The sequence below is a fragment of the Streptomyces lucensis JCM 4490 genome (assembly GCF_014650035.1).
GTDB classification, from domain to species: Bacteria; Actinomycetota; Actinomycetes; order Streptomycetales; family Streptomycetaceae; genus Streptomyces; species Streptomyces lucensis.
On sequence record NZ_BMUE01000003.1, the window covers coordinates 346583 to 364329 of the forward strand.

Annotated in this window: 14 protein-coding genes and 1 pseudogene; 8 read left to right on the plus strand and 7 right to left on the minus strand. The window is 74.3% G+C overall.

Annotated features, from left to right (window positions below):
• Positions 1-20 precede the first annotated feature (20 nt).
• The 3 genes from IE177_RS09490 to IE177_RS09500 all read left to right on the plus strand — a co-directional run bounded on the left by IE177_RS09490 (position 21) and on the right by IE177_RS09500 (position 4274).
• Positions 21-878, plus strand: a complete 858-nt coding sequence (locus IE177_RS09490) for an MOSC domain-containing protein (protein ID WP_190014706.1) — start codon at positions 21-23, stop codon at positions 876-878.
• Between the two features lie 187 nt (positions 879-1065).
• The gene (locus IE177_RS09495; protein ID WP_190014707.1) at positions 1066-1668 is read left to right on the plus strand and encodes an Rv1733c family protein; all 603 of its coding nucleotides are present in this window, start codon (positions 1066-1068) and stop codon (positions 1666-1668) included.
• A gap of 170 nt (positions 1669-1838) precedes the next feature.
• The gene (locus tag IE177_RS09500) at positions 1839-4274 is read left to right on the plus strand and encodes a right-handed parallel beta-helix repeat-containing protein (RefSeq protein WP_190014709.1); all 2436 of its coding nucleotides are present in this window, start codon (positions 1839-1841) and stop codon (positions 4272-4274) included.
• A 12-nt stretch (positions 4275-4286) separates the two neighbouring features.
• Here IE177_RS09500 and IE177_RS09505 read toward each other — a convergent pair whose 3' ends face one another.
• Entirely contained in the window at positions 4287-6872 is a 2586-nt protein-coding gene (locus IE177_RS09505; RefSeq protein WP_190014711.1) for a hypothetical protein, read from the minus strand.
• Between the two features lie 308 nt (positions 6873-7180).
• Between IE177_RS09505 and IE177_RS09510 the strand changes: the two genes are divergently transcribed.
• A complete protein-coding gene (locus IE177_RS09510) occupies positions 7181-8029 on the plus strand; it encodes a DeoR/GlpR family DNA-binding transcription regulator (protein ID WP_190014713.1) in 849 nt (282 codons plus the stop codon).
• Between the two features lie 173 nt (positions 8030-8202).
• On the opposite strand, the gene cds1 is transcribed toward IE177_RS09510, so the two are convergent.
• Positions 8203-9327 (minus strand): L-cysteine desulfhydrase Cds1, encoded by a 1125-nt coding sequence (gene cds1, locus IE177_RS09515; RefSeq protein WP_190014715.1) that lies wholly within the window; start codon positions 9325-9327, stop codon positions 8203-8205.
• 302 nt (positions 9328-9629) lie between these two features.
• Here cds1 and IE177_RS09520 point away from each other — a divergent pair, with 302 nt between their 5' ends.
• Together IE177_RS09520 and IE177_RS34760 are read left to right on the plus strand one after the other, a co-directional pair.
• A complete protein-coding gene (locus IE177_RS09520) occupies positions 9630-9953 on the plus strand; it encodes a hypothetical protein (protein ID WP_190014717.1) in 324 nt (107 codons plus the stop codon).
• 246 nt (positions 9954-10199) lie between these two features.
• Positions 10200-10620 (plus strand): annotated as a pseudogene (locus tag IE177_RS34760) (ATP-binding protein); the annotation flags it as partial.
• A 432-nt stretch (positions 10621-11052) separates the two neighbouring features.
• On the opposite strand, the gene IE177_RS09530 reads toward IE177_RS34760, so the two are convergent.
• Together IE177_RS09530 and IE177_RS09535 are read right to left on the minus strand one after the other, a co-directional pair.
• Complete coding sequence (locus tag IE177_RS09530) at positions 11053-12291, minus strand: ROK family protein (RefSeq protein WP_190014719.1); 1239 nt, start codon at positions 12289-12291, stop codon at positions 11053-11055.
• 276 nt (positions 12292-12567) lie between these two features.
• Positions 12568-13218, minus strand: a complete 651-nt coding sequence (locus tag IE177_RS09535; RefSeq protein WP_190014721.1) for an alpha-ketoglutarate-dependent dioxygenase AlkB family protein — start codon at positions 13216-13218, stop codon at positions 12568-12570.
• Positions 13219-13297: 79 nt separating this feature from the next.
• Between IE177_RS09535 and IE177_RS09540 the strand changes: the two genes are divergently transcribed.
• Positions 13298-14431 carry a methyltransferase gene (locus IE177_RS09540; RefSeq protein WP_190015100.1) on the plus strand — a complete coding sequence of 378 codons (1134 nt, stop codon included), beginning with the start codon at positions 13298-13300 and terminating at the stop codon, positions 14429-14431.
• On the opposite strand, the gene IE177_RS09545 is transcribed toward IE177_RS09540, so the two are convergent.
• Entirely contained in the window at positions 14418-15335 is a 918-nt protein-coding gene (locus IE177_RS09545) for a class II fructose-bisphosphate aldolase (RefSeq protein WP_190014723.1), read from the minus strand. The genes IE177_RS09540 and IE177_RS09545 overlap by 14 nt on opposite strands.
• Before the next feature lie 162 nt (positions 15336-15497).
• The gene (locus tag IE177_RS09550) at positions 15498-16379 is read right to left on the minus strand and encodes an SIS domain-containing protein (RefSeq protein WP_190014725.1); all 882 of its coding nucleotides are present in this window, start codon (positions 16377-16379) and stop codon (positions 15498-15500) included.
• Between the two features lie 141 nt (positions 16380-16520).
• Here IE177_RS09550 and IE177_RS09555 point away from each other — a divergent pair, with 141 nt between their 5' ends.
• Positions 16521-17300, plus strand: a complete 780-nt coding sequence (locus tag IE177_RS09555) for a DeoR/GlpR family DNA-binding transcription regulator (RefSeq protein ID WP_190014727.1) — start codon at positions 16521-16523, stop codon at positions 17298-17300.
• Between the two features lie 48 nt (positions 17301-17348).
• Here the strand turns inward: IE177_RS09555 and IE177_RS09560 are convergent, their stop codons facing one another.
• Positions 17349-17747: a luciferase domain-containing protein gene (locus tag IE177_RS09560; protein WP_190014729.1), complete on the minus strand. Its 399-nt coding sequence runs from the start codon at positions 17745-17747 to the stop codon at positions 17349-17351.

Here is a 17747-nt window from a genome sequence, read left to right on the forward strand (position 1 = left end):
CCGCCTGGCACGATGGCGTCATGGGAAACGCCGAAGTGCAGTCGATCCACGTCCACCCGGTCAAGGCGTTCCGGGGCCTGTCGCCCCGGGAGGCCGTGGTGGAGCCGTGGGGCCTGGCCGGTGACAGGCGCTGGACACTGATCGACGACGGGGGAAAGGTCGTCACACAGCGCGAGGAGCCGCGTCTCGCGCTGGCCGCCGCCGAGCCACTGGCCGGCGGCGGCGTTCGTCTGTCGGCGCCCGGCCGGGCGCCGCTGACGGTCGCGGTGCCCGAGCCGGGCGCGACCGTGCCCGTGAGCGTCTTCGGCACGAAGGTCGAGGCGGTCCCGGCGGCCGCCGCCGCGCACGCCTGGTGCAGCGCGTATCTGCGGGCCGAGGTCCGCCTGGTCCACATGGACGACCCGGCCCGCCGCCGCCCGGTCGATCCCGGGTACGCCCTGCCCGGCGAGACGGTGAGCTTCGCCGACGGCTTCCCCCTGCTGGTCACGACCGCGGCCTCCCTCGACGCCCTGAACTCCCTGATATCCGAGGGGGACCACGCCCACGAGGGCCCGCTGCCCATGAACCGCTTCCGGCCCAACGTCGTGGTGACCGGCACCGAGGCCTGGGCCGAGGACCACTGGTCCCGCATCAGGATCGGCGAGGTGGTCTTCCGGGCCCCGAAGCCGAGCGGCCGGTGCGTGGTGACGACCACCGACCAGGACACCGGCCAGCGCGGCCGGGAGCCCCTGCGCACCCTGGCACGCCACCGCAGGGTCGACGGCAGGCTGCTCTTCGGCCAGAACCTCGTCCCCCTGTCCGCCGGCACGATCAGGATCGGGGACCCGGTGAGCGTGCTCGGCCGACGCGCCTCGGGCGACGGCGACTTGGTCGCCTGACCGGGGAACCGGGGACGGGGTCCGGTCGTTGGGGAACATGAGAAATTCGTGAGAGACCTCGTTCGTCACGGATCGTGACGCACGGGGTGTCACTCGCTCCAGGGCGGGACCGGGGACGACGCGTCGACGGGACCAGGGAGACGGCTCCGCTTCGGGGGGGGTGACGGTGCGACAGGGGGGTGGGGAGATGCTCGCACTGACGGGGCTGTGGCGCTGGCGGCACAATCCGCTGTGCCGTGCGACCGACCTGGCCGAGGCATGGGTGGCCCTCGTGGCGCTGGCGCTGATCGCCGTGGCCGCACCCGTGACCGGCGCCCTGGCGGGAGCCGCCGCCCAGGACTCGCTGCAGCGGTCCGTGCGGGAACAGCGGCACACGCGGCATCTCGTCACCGCGACCGTGGTGCGCGACCTGGGCAAGCCCATGACCGACACCGACCCCGACACCACCGCGCGCGAGACCCGCAGCCGGGTCCTCGCCGACTGGACCGCGCCGGACGGCACCCGGCGGCGCGGCCCGGTCCTCGCCGACCTCGAGTCACCGCACACCGGCGACCACTTCAGGGTCTGGGCGGACCCGCACGGGCGAATAACGGCCCGTCCGCTGGACGCGCCCACGGCGACGACGCACGCGGTGCTCGCGGGGATCGGCACGGCCCTCGCGACCGCCGCCCTGATCGAGAGCGGCCGGCGCCTGGCCGTGTGGCGCATGGTCCGCCGCCGGTACGCGGGCTGGGACCGGGCCTGGGAGCGGGCAGGTCCGGACTGGGGCAAGGCAGGCACCGGCAGTTGACGCCCTTCCGCCTCTGGTCCGCCCAGCGTGCACGCACACGCTACGGTGGACCGGCCGAAGCGCTTTCGGCGACGACCCGCGGGTGAGCGAGCCCCAGGGGCGTGCACAGCGGTGGCCACGCCCGACGGGAACGAGTCATCAGTACGACGAGGTGGGGGCACGGCAACGCCATGGCACAGGGCACGGTCCAGGTGACGCACACCGGCACTTCGCGGTGGCGGCGCCGCACGGGTGAGTACGCGTCGCTCGCCGCCGCCCTGGAGGCCGCCGCCGACGGCGACGTCCTCACCATCGCCCCCGGTACCTACCGGGAGAACCTCGTCGTCCAGCGGACGGTGACTCTGCGCGGGCCCGAGGGTTCCCCCGGTTCGGTGCGGATCGCGCCGCCGGACGGAGTGCCGCTGACGGTGCGGGCCTCGGCCGTGGTGCAGGGCCTGCACGTGGAGGGACAGGACGCGGCCGCGCCCGCCCTGCTGGTGGAGGATGGCACGCCCGAACTGATGGACGTGCGGGTCGTCACCCGGTCCGCCACCGGCATCGAGGTCCGCGGCGGCGCCCGCCCGACGGTGCGCCGATGCACCGTCGACAACCCGGCCGGCATCGGCATCGCCGTACTCGACGGCGGGGGCGGGGTGTTCGAGGAGTGCGAGGTCGTCGCGGCCGGGCAGGCGGGCGTGGCGGTCCGCGGCGGGGGCCGTCCGCGCCTGCAGGGTTGCCGGGTGCACCACGTCTCGGGCACGGGCCTGTCCGCGACCGGCGAGAACTCCGCCGTGGAGGCGGTCGGTTGCGAGATCTACGAGGTGCGCGGCTCGGGGGTGCAGGTCACCCAGCGGGCCACCGCGCACCTGACCGAGTGCGCGGTGCACCGCACCACCGCCGACGGCGTCACCCTGGACACGGACGCGGTGCTCACCCTCGCCGACTGCCGCATCCACGACATCCCGGAGAACGCCGTCGACCTGCGCTCCCGCTCGGTGCTCACGCTGACCCGGACGACGGTCCGCCAGTTCGGCCGCAACGGCCTGTCGGTGTGGGACCCGGGCACCCGGGTGGACGCCAACCAGTGCGAGATCTTCGACAGCACCGGTGACTACCCGGCGGTGTGGGTGAGCGACGGCGCCACGGCCGTCCTCGACTCCTGCCGCGTCCACGACGTGCCGGACGCGCTGTTCGTGCTGGACCGGGGTTCCCGCGCCGACGTCGTGGACAGCGATCTGTCCCAGGTGCGCAACACGGCCGTGTCGGTGAGCGACGGGGCGACCGCACAGCTCGACGACTGCCGGATCAGGGAGGCGGCCACCGGCGCGTGGTTCCGTGACCACGGCAGCGGCGGCACGCTCAGCAACTGCACCCTGGACGGCACGCAGACCGGTGTGATCGTCACCAAGGGCGCCGACCCGACCATCGAGCGCTGCACCGTCGACTCCCCCGCCGAGGCCGGCTTCTACGTGTCCGCGGGTGGCCGCGGCAGCTTCCTGAACTGCCGGGTCAGCGGCAGCGGCGGCTACGGCTTCCATGTGATCGACGGCTGTCGCACGACACTGCGCAAGTGCCGTACGGAGCGGTGCGCGCGCGGCGGCTACGAGTTCGCCGACGCCGGGCCGGACGCCGGGAACGGAACGGGCCCGCTCGTGGAGGACTGCACCAGCGACGAGAGCGGCAGCCTGCGGCCGCCCGCGGCCCGTGAGACGGCGGTGCAGACGACGGCGCAGCCCGCCGGCCTGCTCGGCTCCATCCCCGGGCAGCGTACGGCCGAACAGGCACCGCTGGTCGCCGCCGAGCCCGTCGTCGCGGCGCGCACGCCGAAGGACGTGCTCGGTGAGCTCGACGCGCTGGTGGGCCTGGAGAGCGTCAAGCGCGAGGTGCGGGCGCTGACCGACATGATCGAGGTGGGCCGGCGCCGGCAGCGGGCCGGTCTGAAGGCGGCCTCCGTCAAGCGGCACCTGGTCTTCACCGGCTCCCCCGGCACGGGCAAGACGACGGTCGCCCGTCTCTACGGTGAGATCCTGGCCTCCCTCGACGTGCTGGAGAAGGGCCACCTGGTCGAGGTCTCCCGGGTCGACCTGGTCGGTGAGCACATCGGCTCCACGGCGATCCGCACCCAGGAGGCCTTCGAACGGGCGCGCGGCGGTGTGCTGTTCATCGACGAGGCGTACGCGCTGTCGCCGGAGGACGCCGGGCGCGACTTCGGCAAGGAGGCCATCGACACGCTGGTGAAGCTGATGGAGGACCACCGGGACGCGGTGGTGGTGATCGTCGCCGGTTACACCGCCGAGATGGAGCGCTTCCTCTCCGTCAACCCCGGGGTCGCCTCGCGTTTCTCACGCACCATCACCTTCGGCGACTACGGCCCGGGTGAGCTGCTGCGGATCGTGGAGCAGCAGGCCGACGAGCACGAGTACCGGCTGACGCCGGATGCCTGCGAGGCCCTGCGGAGCTACTTCACGCATCTTCCGAAGGGTCCGGCGTTCGGCAACGGCCGGACCGCCCGGCAGACGTTCGAGGCGATGGTGGAACGGCACGCGAGCCGTGTCGCCCAGCTCCCCGACCCGACCACCGACGAGCTGACCCTGCTGTACGCGGAGGACCTTCCGGAGCTGCCCTGAGCCGGGCGGCGGTCACGGGCGATCCAGGGGCCGGCCGCTTCGGTGCGGCACGTCCGGTTCCGGGCGCTGGCCCGGCAGTGCGGGGCCGAGACGGTTCAGGAGCCGGGACCGTTCGCGGGTGAACGCGGGGTCCGCCTGGTAGTCGGAGTGACCGAGGATCGGGGCCGGGAGCGGGTGGTCGGGGGTGCGGCCGTAGGCGAGCGGGTCCTTCAGGGGCTCGCAGTCCACGTCCGGGGTGCCGTCGCCGGGGACGCGCACCGGGCCGCCGATGGGGTCGGTGCGGCGGTGCAGGTTGCGCCAGCAGGCGACGTCGCGGTGCAGGGCGGCGAGCGCGGGCGGACCGAAGTGGGCGGGGAACCATCGGCCGTACAGGCGTTCCAGCGGCGATCCGTAGGTCAGCAGGGCGACTCGTGCGCGCACCGCCGGTGTGAGCTGCCAGGCCGCCGCGGCGGCGAGGACGCTGCCCTGCGAGTGGCCGGAGAGGACCACGCGTCCTTCGGTGCGAAGGGTCCAGGTCGCCATCCGCCAGGTCAGGTCGGGCACCGCGCGCTCGGCGTAGCACGGGGGTGCGAAGGGGTGGGCGGCGCGCGGCCAGAACGTGCCCACGTCCCAGAGGATGCCGATGGTGCGCCGGGCCGCGGCGTCCTTGTAGGCGCGTCTGCCCCAGGTCACGAACAGCAGGAAGCCCAGGCCGACCAGCCAGGAACCCAGCGCCTGTGACGTCTCGGCCATGGCCTGTACGGCGTCCGGGGCGCGCTGGGACGCACCGTCGGGTGTCTTCCCGGTGGCGAGCGCGCCGGCCAGGGCGCCGGCGCCCAGCAGCAGGGTGGAGCCGGTGAGCACGGCCAGCACGAGCGGCGCCCGGTCGGTGAGCGTGGCCATGGCCCTGGTGTGGGCGATGGCACGGGTCCGGGCGGGCTCCTCGGGTTCGCCGGGGTGCTCCCGGCGCACGAGGTCGCGTTCGCCGCGGGCGAGGCGAACGGTGCCGGCGCCGAGCCGGACGGCCAGGAGCAGCAGCACCGCGAGGAGCGCGGGGATGGCGGACGCCTGCCAGGTGAGCAGCACGGGCGGGCCGGGCAGCAGGGCACGCGTGCCGTCCAGCCAGTCGGCGACGCGCTGCGCGACCCCGCCCGAGATCACCCCGCCCAGCGCGCAGGCGAGCAGCGCGACGGCGGGGCCGCCGAGGCCGCGCATGACGGTGCGCGGGTCGGGCCGGCGGCGGTGGAGATCCGCGGCCACGACGGCGAGCGCGAGCACGAGCAGCCCCTGGGCCAGCGTCAGAGCACCGAAGGCCGGGTCGCCGGGCAGCCGTCCCGCCGACCGCCAGCCCGGCCGTGACCAGCCCGCGTACAGCAGGGTCAGGAGCAGCAGCGCCAGCGCGCCGAGCGGGAGGCAGCGCACGAGTTGCCGGTCGAGACGCCGGTCGAGGCGGTTCTCACTGCGGCCCCGGCAGCAGACCACCCACGCCACCGCGCCCGCCCAGGCCGCGAGGGCCGCGGTCAGCAGCCAGCTCAGGCCGTCCAGGGCGGCGGGGCCACCGGGCCGGTGGTCGAAGCGGACCGCCGGGACGGCGACGGCGGAGGCCACCGTCAGCAGCCCCGCCGCGGTATGGGCGCCGCGCAGCCGCGCCACGAGCCGCCGCCCGTACCAGAACCCGGGCTGGGCCAGCGCGCTGCCGCCGGTACCGGGTCCGGGGGCGGGGGACGCCGGGGAGGAATCCGGCGCGGTGCCCGCCGTGTGCGGTTCAGGGGCCGGGAACGCCGGCGAGGGACCGGGCGCGCCGCCGCCGGTGTCCGGCCCGGACGCCCGGGAGGCCAGGGCGGGACCCGGCTCGCCGCCACCGGTGTCCGGCCCGGACGACGACGCCGGTGCAGGTCCCTGCACGCCGCAACCGGCATCCGGCCCGGACGACGAGGACGCCGGGAAACGGCCCCGCGCGCTGTCGTCGGTGTCCGGTGCCGGGTAGTGGGGCGTCGGCCGGTGGGACTCGTAGGCGTTCCACGTGCGGTGCGAGAGGTACCAGAGCAGGCCGGTCAGGGCGGCCGGGAGCAGGGCGGCGAGGGCGAGGCGGCGGCCGGGGGTGCTCCACCAGCCGCCGGCGGACGGGCCGGGCGCCAGGAAGCCCAGCCAGGAGTGGCGGCGGGCGCAGGCGGGGACGCCGGCGCACTGCCAGGCGACCAGGTCCAGTGCCACCTCGCAGGCGGCGGCCACCAGCAGCACGGTCAGGGTGAGGGCGGCCAGGCGCACGAGGAGGCCGTAGAGCCGGACGGTGCGCTGCCGCCCGGGGGCGGCGGGGCGCATCCAGTGGGCGAGGTTCACCACCATGAACGGCAGCAGTAAGAGCCACAGCGCGCGGCTGCCGTCACCGGACGTGAGATTGCACCACACGTACGCCTCCCGTACGGGTTCGCGCCCGGGGCGCCGGCCCGCCTGGGCGTCCCCCGCGCGCCGGAAGACGGCGGCCGTGCCGTCGCCGGTGACCCGGACCGTGCGCGGATCGCCCAGCATCCTCTCGGGCGTGGTGCCGCCGACCCCGTGCACCAGGAGTTCCAGGTCGGCCGCCGGCCGCCCGGCGGGGCGCTTCGTCGCGCGTTCCACTGTTGCCGCACCTTCCCCGTGACGCCCGGAGGTCCTGTGCCGTGCGCGCTTCAGGATCGCGGTTCCGGCCGGGGCGCACATCCCTCGTCACGGAATCTCCCCGATCCGGGTGACGGCGGGCGGGACGGCCGCGCCCCGAGCGGCCGTCCCGGAAATGGCATGCCCTCATCATTCCGGGCAGTGGCGCGGCCGGTACCCACCCGTGAAAGGATGGGACGCCCCCGCATCTCCGGCCAGAGGGAAGGCCCTGTTCGGAGCACGCGCACCGGGCGTGTCTGACGGTTGGCGGCGAAAGGACCCGAGCGTACGTGAGCGAGAATCAGAACCTCCTCGCCGAGCAGCGCCGCGCCCTGATCCTGGACGAGGTCCGGCGCCGGGGCGGTGTGCGGGTCAACGAGCTGACCCGCAAGCTCGGCGTGTCGGACATGACCGTGCGCCGCGACCTGGACGCGCTCGCCCGCCAGGGCGTGCTGGAGAAGGTGCACGGCGGCGCGGTGCCGGTGGTCGAGGCCAGCACCCACGAGCCGGGGTTCGAGGCGAAGTCGGGTCTGGAGCTGACGGCCAAGGAGGACATCGCGCGCGCCGCGGCCCGGCTGGTCGTTCCGGGCTCGGCGATCGCCCTGTCCGGCGGAACGACGACGTACGCGCTCGCGCAGCACCTGCTGGAGGTGCCCGAGCTGACCGTGGTGACGAACTCGGTACGGGTCGCCGACGTCTTCCACGCCGCGCAGCGGATCTCGGGGCAGCGGCAGGGCGCGGCCACGGTCGTGCTGACCGGTGGGGTGCGCACGCCGTCGGACTCGCTGGTGGGTCCGGTGGCCGACCAGGCGATCGCCGCGCTCCACTTCGACCTGCTCTTCCTCGGGGTGCACGGCATATCGGTGCAGGCCGGACTGTCCACGCCGAACCTGGCGGAGGCGGAGACCAACCGGCGGCTGGTGCACTCGGCGCGCCGCGTCGTGGTGGTCGCCGACCACACCAAGTGGGGCACGGTGGGCCTGAGTTCCTTCGCGACCCTGGAGCAGGTGGACACGCTGGTGACGGACGCGGGCCTGCCCGCCGACGCTCGCGCGGAGATCTCGGAGCAGCTGCCGCGGCTGATCGTGGCGGGCGAACCGGACGAGCCGGGCGAGGACGACGGCACCGGGGACGGCTGACGGCACGGCGCACACCCCGGCGCCGAAGCCCCGCTTTCGCACGGGCCGCCACGAGGAGTGGCCCGCCAGGGTCCGGCGTCCGCGTCCCGCCGGCCAGGCGGCCGAGCGGTACGTCCACCGGGCGACGCGACCCGCCCGGACACGTCGGCCGTCCTCCGAGCTGCAGGGACGCCTCAGTCGGGCCACACGCCCGTGGCGAGCAGGGTGTCGATCGCCGCCGTGTACGGCGTGATGTCCAGGCCCTGCTCCGCGAGCCACGCGTCCGAGTAGTACTTGTCGAGGTACCGGTCCCCCGGATCGCACAGCAGGGTGACCACGCTGCCCCGGCGCCCCTCGGCCACCATCTCGGAGACGACCTTAAGAGCGCTCCACAGCCCCGTGCCCGTCGAGCCGCCGGCCTTGCGGCCGATGGCCCGCTCCAGAGCGCGTACGGCGGCCACGCTGGCCGCGTCCGGGACCTTCATCATGCGGTCGATCGCGCCGGGCACGAAGCTCGGCTCCATGCGCGGCCGGCCGATGCCCTCGATCCGGGAGCCGCAGTCGCAGGTGACGTCCGGATCACCGGTGGTCCAGCCCTCGAAGAAGCAGGAGTTCTCCGGGTCGGCCACACAGATGCGGGTGTCGTACTGCATGTAGTGGACGTAGCGCGCGAGGGTCGCCGAGGTGCCGCCGGTGCCGGCCGTGGCGACGATCCACGTGGGCTCCGGGAACCGCTCCAACTCCAGCTGGCGGAAGATCGATTCGGCGATGTTGTTGTTGCCGCGCCAGTCGGTGGCCCGTTCGGCGTAGGTGAACTGGTCCATGTAGTGGCCGCCGGTCTCCACCGCGAGGCGGGCGGACTCCTCGTACATCTTCCGGGGGTCGTCCACGAAGTGACATCGGCCGCCGTGGAACTCGATCAGTCGGCACTTCTCGGCGCTCGTCGTGCGCGGCATGACCGCGATGAAGGGCACGCCGATCAGCTTCGCGAAGTAGGCCTCGGAGACGGCGGTCGAGCCGCTGGACGCCTCGATCACCGGGCGGTCCGGCCGGATCCAGCCATTGCAGAGGCCGTACAGGAACAGGGAGCGGGCGAGCCGGTGTTTGAGGCTGCCGGTCGGGTGCGTCGACTCGTCCTTGAGGTAGAGGTCGATGCCCCACCGCTCGGGCAGCGGGAAGCGCAGCAGGTGCGTATCTGCCGACCGGTTGGCGTCGGCCTGGACCTTGCGGACGGCTTCTTTCAGCCAGTCGCGGTAGCCGGCGTCACTGCGGTCGACGTCGAGGGTGGCGCCGGTCCGGGCCTGGGAGATGGTACTCACGGCGGTGCTCCTTACGCTGGGCGCCGGCGGCCCTTCAAGCGGCCGACACTTCGAGGATAGGCATCTTCGGCACCCCTTCCCACCTGCATAAACGCATCTTTGAGCCACTCAAAGCCACCCTGGGGCACAGCGTGCGAGGCATGTCGGGGGCGCATTGGCGGGAGTGCTCCGGGCACTCGCCGCAGGCGTCACGGGGGCACTGGTGCTCCCGCCCGCATCGGGGCAGACTGCACGCGTCGGGGCGATGCCCCGGACGGGGGCGCAGGCAGGACCAGGGAACACGCGCAAGGGGGCGGCCAAGGATGGCGGAGCCGGAGTTCACGGCCACGGGCGTGCGGATCGGCAAACGACTGCGTTCGCTCACCCGCGCCGGCCAGGTCCGGATCAGCGACGGCAGGCTGGAGTTGCTCACCAGTTACGGCAGCGAGATCGACAGCGCGCCGGTGCAGGCGGTGCGCGCGTCCAAGCCGTGGTTCGCGCCGGACGACCGGGCGCTGGCGGACATCAACGGCAAGCGGTACCTGCTGACGCTGGGCGAGCAGGATCCGGCGCCGGGCGAGCCGGGGCCGCCCGCGGCGCGACGGTTCATCGAGGCGGTGCGCCGGGCGGCCGGACGCGAAGGCTGAGGCGCGTGCCGCCGCCGGCCGTACGCGGTGGCCGGTCGTGGCGAGTTGCGGGAGCGCATGCGCTGCGTCACTCTGTTCTCACGTCACTCTGGGTTTACCGGCGATAACGCTGCGAACCAGCCCGCCGGCCACGACAGCAGGCGGACGTTTGGACGCAAGCACCCTGCTGGATCCGTTGTTCTCCGTGTTCCTCCGGTCCCTTCCGGATTCCGGTTCCTCCGGACCTCACATCGGGGAGTCGCAGCCGTGATCAGTCACCCAAGCAGGCACTGCACGGTGGAGCTCCAAGCCCTGCCGTCGCGGATCGGCCAGGTCCGCAGAATCGTATCTGCGCAGTTGCGCTACTGGCATCTGGACCCGTTGATCGACCGGGCCGCGCTCGGTGTGACGGAGTTGCTGAGCAACGTCCACCGGCACGCCAGGCCCGACAAGTCCTGCACCGTGGAGCTGGAGCTGCTGCCGGACCGGCTCACGGTGTCGGTCCACGACCACGATCCGCGCCTTCCGGTGCCGGCCGGCGAGCCGGCCGCGCCGGACGTCACTCCGCTGGCCACCTGCGGCCGGGGGCTGGCGATGGTCGCCGCGATGAGCGACAGCTGGGGCGCGCGGCCGGACGGCGACAACGGCAAGGTCGTGTGGTTCACGCTGGCCGCAGCCGCTGCGGCGGCGCGCACTCACCCGGCCGGCGCGCCCGGGCGCGCGGCGGAGCAGCGGCCCGTGCCGGTCCGGCCGGCCGGGGTACGCCCGGCACCGGCGCCGGCGCCCGTCGGGGCCGGGACCCGGGTCGAGGTCGGGACTCCGGTCGAGGTCGGGACCGCCGTCGGGACCGCGACTCCGGTCGGGGCCGGAGCCGTTGTCGGGGCCGAAGCTCCCGTCGCCGCGGCGACTGCCGCTCCGGCCGGGGCCGCTCCCGCCGTGGCGCACGCGTCCGCCGGAGCCTCGTCGCCCGGCGCGGCGCAACCACCCACCGGGGGCTCCGCGCCCGCTGCCGCGCAGGCGCCCGCCCCGGCGAGGGCTCCGTCCCCCGCCCGATCGACCGTTGCCGGCTGACCGCTGACCGCCGCCCGCCGCCACTGGCTTCCCGGCGGCCGCGTGTCCGTTACCGCAGCGCGCCCAACGGGTCGTCCAGGACCGGCTGCCAGGCCAGTTCGGCCGCGCCGACCAGGCTGTTGTGGTCCAGGGTGCACGGCAGGATCGGGACGCCGCCGCTCTGTCCCCACAGGCTCCGGTCCGCCACGACCGCACGCAGCCGGCCGGGGTCGGCGTCCAGGAGGGTGCGGTGCAGACCGCCGAGGATGATGCGGTCGGGGTTGAGGATGTTGACCAGGCCCGCGAGGCCGAGTCCGAGCCGGTCGATCAGGGCCTCGGCGGCGGTGCGGACGGTCGGATCGGTGTAGTGGTCGCGCAGCAGGTCATCGGCCTGCTGGAGCAGGGAGACCTCGGGGCCCGGCGCACGGCCCGCCTCCATCAGCAGGGCCAGCGGGTCGGCCTCGACGTCCAGACAGCCCCGGCTGCCGCAGTGGCAGGGGCGGCCCTCCGGGTTCACGGTGAGGTGGCCGACCTCCAGGGCGAGTCCCGAACTGCCGGTGTGCAGGCGGCCGTCCATAACCAGGGCGCCGCCGACCCCCCGGTGTCCGGTGGCCACGCACAGCAGGTCCCGGGCGCCCCGGCCTGCGCCGTGCCGGTGCTCGGCGAGCGCGGCGAGGTTGACGTCGTTGGCCGCGAACGCGGGGCCGGTGATGCCGGCGGCCCGCACGCACTCCGCGAAGATCCGCCGGACGGCGGCGCCCACGGGCCAGGCCAGGTGCAGGGGGTTGAGGGCCAGGCCGTCGGGTTCGGCGACGGCGGACGGCACGGCGAGTCCGGCGCCGACGCAGCGGCGGCCGGTGGTGCGCAGTAGTTCGGCGCCCGCCTCGACGACCGAGCCCAGCACCTTCGCCGGGTCGGGCTCCACGGTCTCGCAGCCGGGCGCGGTCGCCACGATGCGTCCGCCGAGCCCCACCAGCGCGGCCCGGAAACCGTCGGCGTGGACCTGCGCCGCCAGGGCCACCGGCCCGTCCTCGGCGACCTCCAGCCGGTGCGAGGGGCGGCCCTGTGAGCCGGCCGCCGCGCCCGGCCGGGCATCCACCCGGATCAGGCCCAGCGCCTCCAGCTCGGCGGCCACCGCACCGGCCGTCGCACGGGTGACGCCGAGTTCGGCGGTGAGCACGGCGCGGGTCGGGGCCCGCCCGGTGTGCACCAGCTCCAGCGCGGGTCCGAGGGCACCGCGCCCCCGGTCCAGCCGCGCCCTCGAGGTGGTCTTCTCCCCCGCTGCCCGGGGATCCGCCTTGCCGCCCATGACGGTGAGTCTCCCATGATCCGCAAGTCGTGGCGGTCCACGCGGCAGCCGGGGGGGTCCTCTCGTCCGGATCACGCCGGCCTGATCCGGACGAGAGGCTCCAGGCCGTGTCCGCGAGGTCGTGTCGTTCCCCCGCAGGGCGGGCCCCCGGCGTCCGGTGCGTACTCTCGGCGTGCCGGGTCCTGGCCCTCGTACTGGATGTACGTGGGCCTGGGCCCGGTACGGCGAGAGTGCGTGCATGGCGTCGCGGGGCAGGCGGGAGTTCGACGACAGGGCCTAAAGGCCGCTCACCCGCAGTGTGATGTTCAGCCGTCCGGCCAGGCCCAGCCAGGGCGGTGCCGTACCGGGGTGCACGCGCGGCACGCCGTGGTAGGCGAGCCGGGAGGGGCCGCCGAAGACGAACAGGTCTCCGCTGCGCAGCTCCACGTCGGTGTACGGCGCGGTGCGCGTCCGGGTGTTGCCGAAGCGGAAGACGCAGCGGTCGCCGAGGCTCAGCGACACCACGGGCGCGTCGGCCCGCTCGTCGCTGTCGCGGTGCATGCCCATGCGGGCGTCGCCGTCGTAGAAGTTGATCAGCGCGATGTCGTACGGCCCGGTGGGCGCCGCCCGGGGTCCGAGCGCCTCGGCCACCGCGCGGCGGCCCAGTTCGCCGAGCCAGGCCGGGAACGGCTTCACGGGTGCTCCGTCGCCGTCGACGGCGGTGCGGGCGTAGGCGTACGGGTGCCAGTGCCAGCCCAGGCAGACCTGGCGCGCGGTCATCGTGCCGCCGCCGGGTGTGCGGACCGTGCGCAGGCCGGCCGGGGGCCGCGCCCACTCACGGCAGGCGGCGAGGAGGTCGCGCTGCCGCTCGGCGTCCAGCCAGTCCGGGACGTGCACGGCGCCCGGCGCGACCTGCGCGCGCTCCCTGGGAAACAGCTCCGCGTCCACGCGCTCCATCTTGCCGCAGACCCGCTCCACGGCCCCTGATCTGCGGCTCCGCTAGCCTGGACGCACGATGAGCGAGCGTATGACGACACCGTGGGGCGAGGTCGAGCTGACCCGCTTCCCCGAGGATCCGCGCGACCGGCTGCGTGCCTGGGACGCCTCCGACGCGTATCTGCTGCGCCACCTCGCCGAGGAGCGGGTGCCGCTCACCGGAACGGTCGTGGTGGTCGGGGACCGCTGGGGCGCTCTGGTCACGGCCCTGGCCGGGCACGGCCCCGTGCAGATCACCGACTCCTTCCTGAGCCAGGAGGCGACCCGGGCGAACCTGACGAGGGCCGGTGTCGGGCCCGGTGCCGTGCGGCTGCTGACCACGCAGGACCCGCCGCCGGAGCGCGTGGACGTGCTGCTGGTGCGGGTACCCAAGAGCCTGGCGCTGCTGGAGGACCAGCTGCTGCGGCTGGCGCCCGCCGTGCACGCGGGCACGGTGGTCGTCGGCACCGGGATGGTGAAGGAGGTCCACACCTCCACGCTCCGGCTGTTCGAGCGGATCCTCGGTCCGACCCGGACCTCCCTGGCGCGGCAGAAGGCCCGGCTGATCCACTGCACCCCGGACCCGGAGCTGGAGCGTCCCGCCGGGCCGTGGCCGTACAGCTACACGCTCCCCGCCGGCGTCGGTCCGGTGTCGGGGCGCACGGTCGTCAATCACGCCGGCGTCTTCTGCGCCGACCGGCTCGACATCGGGACCCGTTTCTTCCTCCGGCACCTGCCCGGCCCGGGTGCCGGCCGGGTGGTGGACCTCGGGTGCGGCAACGGCGTGGTCGGCACGGCGATGGCGCTGGCCGACCCGGCGGCCGAAGTGCTGTTCGTGGACGAGTCGTTCCAGGCGGTGGCGTCCGCCGAGGCGACGTACAAGGCGAACGGGGTGCCCGGACACGCCGAGTTCCGGGTCGGCGACGGGCTGGCCGGGGTGGCGCCCGGCAGCGTGGACCTGGTGCTGAACAATCCCCCGTTCCACTCCCACCAGGCGACGACGGACGCGACGGCCTGGCGGATGTTCACCGGCGCGAAGCGCGCCCTGCGGCCGGGTGGCGAGCTGTGGGTGATCGGCAACCGGCACCTCGGCTACCACGTCAAGCTCAAGCGGCTGTTCGGCAACAGCGAACTGGTCGCCTCCGACCCCAAGTTCGTGGTGCTGAAGGCCGTCAGGAAGGACTAGGCCCGTCCGACGGTTCCCGCATCATCGGCGCCCGCCCGAGGACGCCGATGATGCGGGTCACCTCGTGAGCCATCGCCTCTCTCCCCACGCTCAGGTACTTGCGGGAGTCGACGGCCTCCGGGCGGGCGGCGAGGAACTCGCGGATCGCCCCGGTCATGGCCGCGTTGAGGGCGGTGCCGACGTTGACCTTGGCGATGCCGCCCGCGACCGCCTCGACCAGCCCGTCGTCCGGCACGCCGGAGGAGCCGTGCAGGACGAGCGGGACGGACAGGGCGGCGGACAGCCGCTTGAGCAGGCCGTGGTCCAGGGCGGCGGTGCGGGTGGTCATGGCGTGGACGCTGCCGATGGCCACGGCCAGGGCGTCGACGCCGGTCCCGGCGACGAAGTCCCGCGCCTGGTCGGGGTCGGTGCGGGCGCCGGGCGCGTGCGCGTCCGGCACGCGGCCGCCGCTGTGCCCTGGGCCGTCCTGCCCGGCCTTGCCGCCGACCTGTCCCAGCTCCGCCTCGATCCAGAGCCCCTGGGCATGCGCCCAGTCGACCGCGGCCCGGGTCGCGGTGAGGTTGTCGGCGTACGGCAGGCGGGCCGCGTCGTACATCACCGAGCTGAAGCCCGCGCCGGGCGCCTGGCGCAGCAGGTCGTCGCTCTGCACGTGGTCCAGGTGCAGAGCGACGGGCACGGTGGCGCGTTCGGCGGCGGCCACCGCGGCGCGGGCCAGCGGCAGCAGCCGTCCGTAGCGGAACCTGACCGCGTTCTCGCTGACCTGGAGGACGACGGCGCTGCCGGCCGACTCGGCGCCGGCGATGACGGCCTCGATGTGTTCCAGGGTGATGACGTTGAACGCGGCGACGGCCGAACCGGTCGCGGCGGCCGGGTTCACCAGCTCACCGGTGGACGCGAGGGGCACGGGGGTGTCCTTCCGGGGGTGCGGGGCGGCGGGCTCAGCGGGCTCACGGCGCTCGTGAGGTTCAGTGCGCTCGTGAAATTCAGTGGGCCTCGGTGGGGCTCAGGAGGCTCAGAGGGCTCAGGAGGCTCAGGAGGCTCAGGAGGCTCAGGAGGCTCAGGAGGCTCAGGAGGCGAGGATCACCGAGCGGGTGAGGTGGCGGGGCCGGTCCGGGTCGAGATCGCGGGCGGCGGCGACGGCGACGGCGAGCCGCTGCACGCGGACGAGTTCGGCGAGCGGGTCCAGCCCGCCCGCGATCCACGACGCCCCCGTGGCGCGGACCTGTTCGGCGAGCCCGTCGGGTGCCTCGCCGAGCATCCAGGTGGCCGTCCCCGCGGTGCTGACGCTGATCGGGCCGTGCCGGTACTCCATCGCCGGGTAGGCCTCGGTCCAGGACAGGGAGGCTTCGCGCATCTTAAGTGCGGCCTCGTTCGCGAGCCCGACGGTCCAGCCGCGCCCCAGGAAGGTGAACTGGGAGCATGCGACCAGCCCTTCGGGCAGGGCGACGGACAGGGCGGTGCGCGCGTCGGCGACGACGGCGTCGGTGTGCAGGCCGAGATGGGCGCGCAGCAGGGTGAGGGCGGTGGTCGCGAACCGGGTCTGGACGACGGAGCGCTCGTCGGCGAAGTCCAGGACGACGAGGCCCTCGGCGGCCTTGGTGACGGGGCTTGCCGGATCGGCGGTGACGGCTGTGGTGCGGACGTGCCGTCCCAGCTCGCCGAGCAGCCGCAGCACCTCGGTGGTGGTGCCGGAGCGGGTGAGGGCGATCACCCGGTCGTACGACCGCCGGTGCGGGAACTCGGAGGCGGCGAACGCGTCGGTCTCGCCCTGTCCGGCGCCCTCCCGCAGGGCGGCCACGGCCTGCGCCATGAAGTAGGAGGTCCCGCATCCGACGACGGCGACCCGCTCCCCCGGCTCCGGCAGTGCCGCACGGTGCCGTCCCGCCTCTTCGGCCGCCCGGGCCCAGCACTGCGGCTGACTGTTCAGCTCGTCCTCGACATGGGTCATGCCCACACCCTCCCTGGCTGATTGTTCCTGCAAGATATAGCTGAGTTTCGAGCACAATCAAGCATCTGGCCGCGCGGCGGGTGCGCTAGGGTCGCCAGGGGGCCGAACGATCGGACAACTGCCGGGGAACGGAGGCCGCGGATGTCCCGGGACGCCCGCTGGAAGACGCTGCTGGAGCTGCTCGTCGAGCGCGGACGGCTCGACGTCGAGGAGGCGGCCGCCGAGCTGGGGGTGTCGGCGGCCACGATCCGCCGGGACTTCGACCAGCTGGCCGAACAGCAGATGCTGGTGCGCACCCGCGGCGGAGCGGTGGTGCACGGGGTGTCGTACGAACTCCCCCTGCGCTACAAGACGGCCCGTCACGCCTCCGAGAAGCAGCGCATCGCGAAGGCGGTGGCCGGTCTCGTGGCGCCGGGCGAGGCGGTCGGGCTGACCGGCGGCACGACCACCACGGAGGTCGCCCGTGCCCTCGCCGTTCGCGGGGACCTGAGCACGGGCACACCGGCGCTGACCGTCGTCACCAACGCGCTGAACATCGCCAACGAGCTGGCCGTACGGCCCCAGTTCAAGATAGTGGTGACGGGTGGGGTGGCTCGCCCGCAGTCGTACGAGCTCGTCGGCCCGCTCGCGGACGGGGTGCTGGACCAGATCACCCTGGACGTGGCGGTGCTGGGCGTGGTGGCCTTCGACGCCGTGCACGGCGCGGCGGCGCACGACGAGGCGGAGGCGGCCGTCAACCGGCTGCTGTGCGAGCGCGCGGAGCGGGTGGTGGTCGCCGCCGACTCCAGCAAGCTGGGCCGGCGGGCGTTCGCGCGGATCTGCGGGGCGGAGCCGGTGGACACGCTCGTGACGGACACGGCGGTGGAGCAGGAGACGGTGCGGCGCTTCGAGGACGCGGGCGTGCGTGTGCTGACGGTGTGACACCGCCGGGGCCGGCCGCCGGCCCCGGCGGTGTGGGCGCCGCAGGTCTCAGAACGCTCCCAGGTCGGCCTTCACGAACCCTTTGCCCCGCTGGTCGTTGCAGCCGGCCACCGGCGGCCGGTCGGCTGGGTCGGGCCAGGACTGCTGGGCCTGGAGGGCCACGCTCACCAGGGTCAGCAGCAGGTCGACGTCGCTCGCGGCGTCGAGCCGCAGGGTCACCCACTGCGAGCCGGGCACGATTCTGATCGCCCCCGAGTGCTTCAGGTCCTTGGCGAACCGGCGGATGGCCCGGTCGGTCAGCCGCAGGTCGACGTCCCGGTCCGAGTGGAAGTGGGCGATCTCGCCCTGGGCCGAACTCACCGCCCGCCCGAGTCCGCAGCTCGGGACGGCCCGTGTCAGGTCCGGCCAGGTCGCCAGTTGCGCAAGGGCGCGCGACGCCAACGTCAT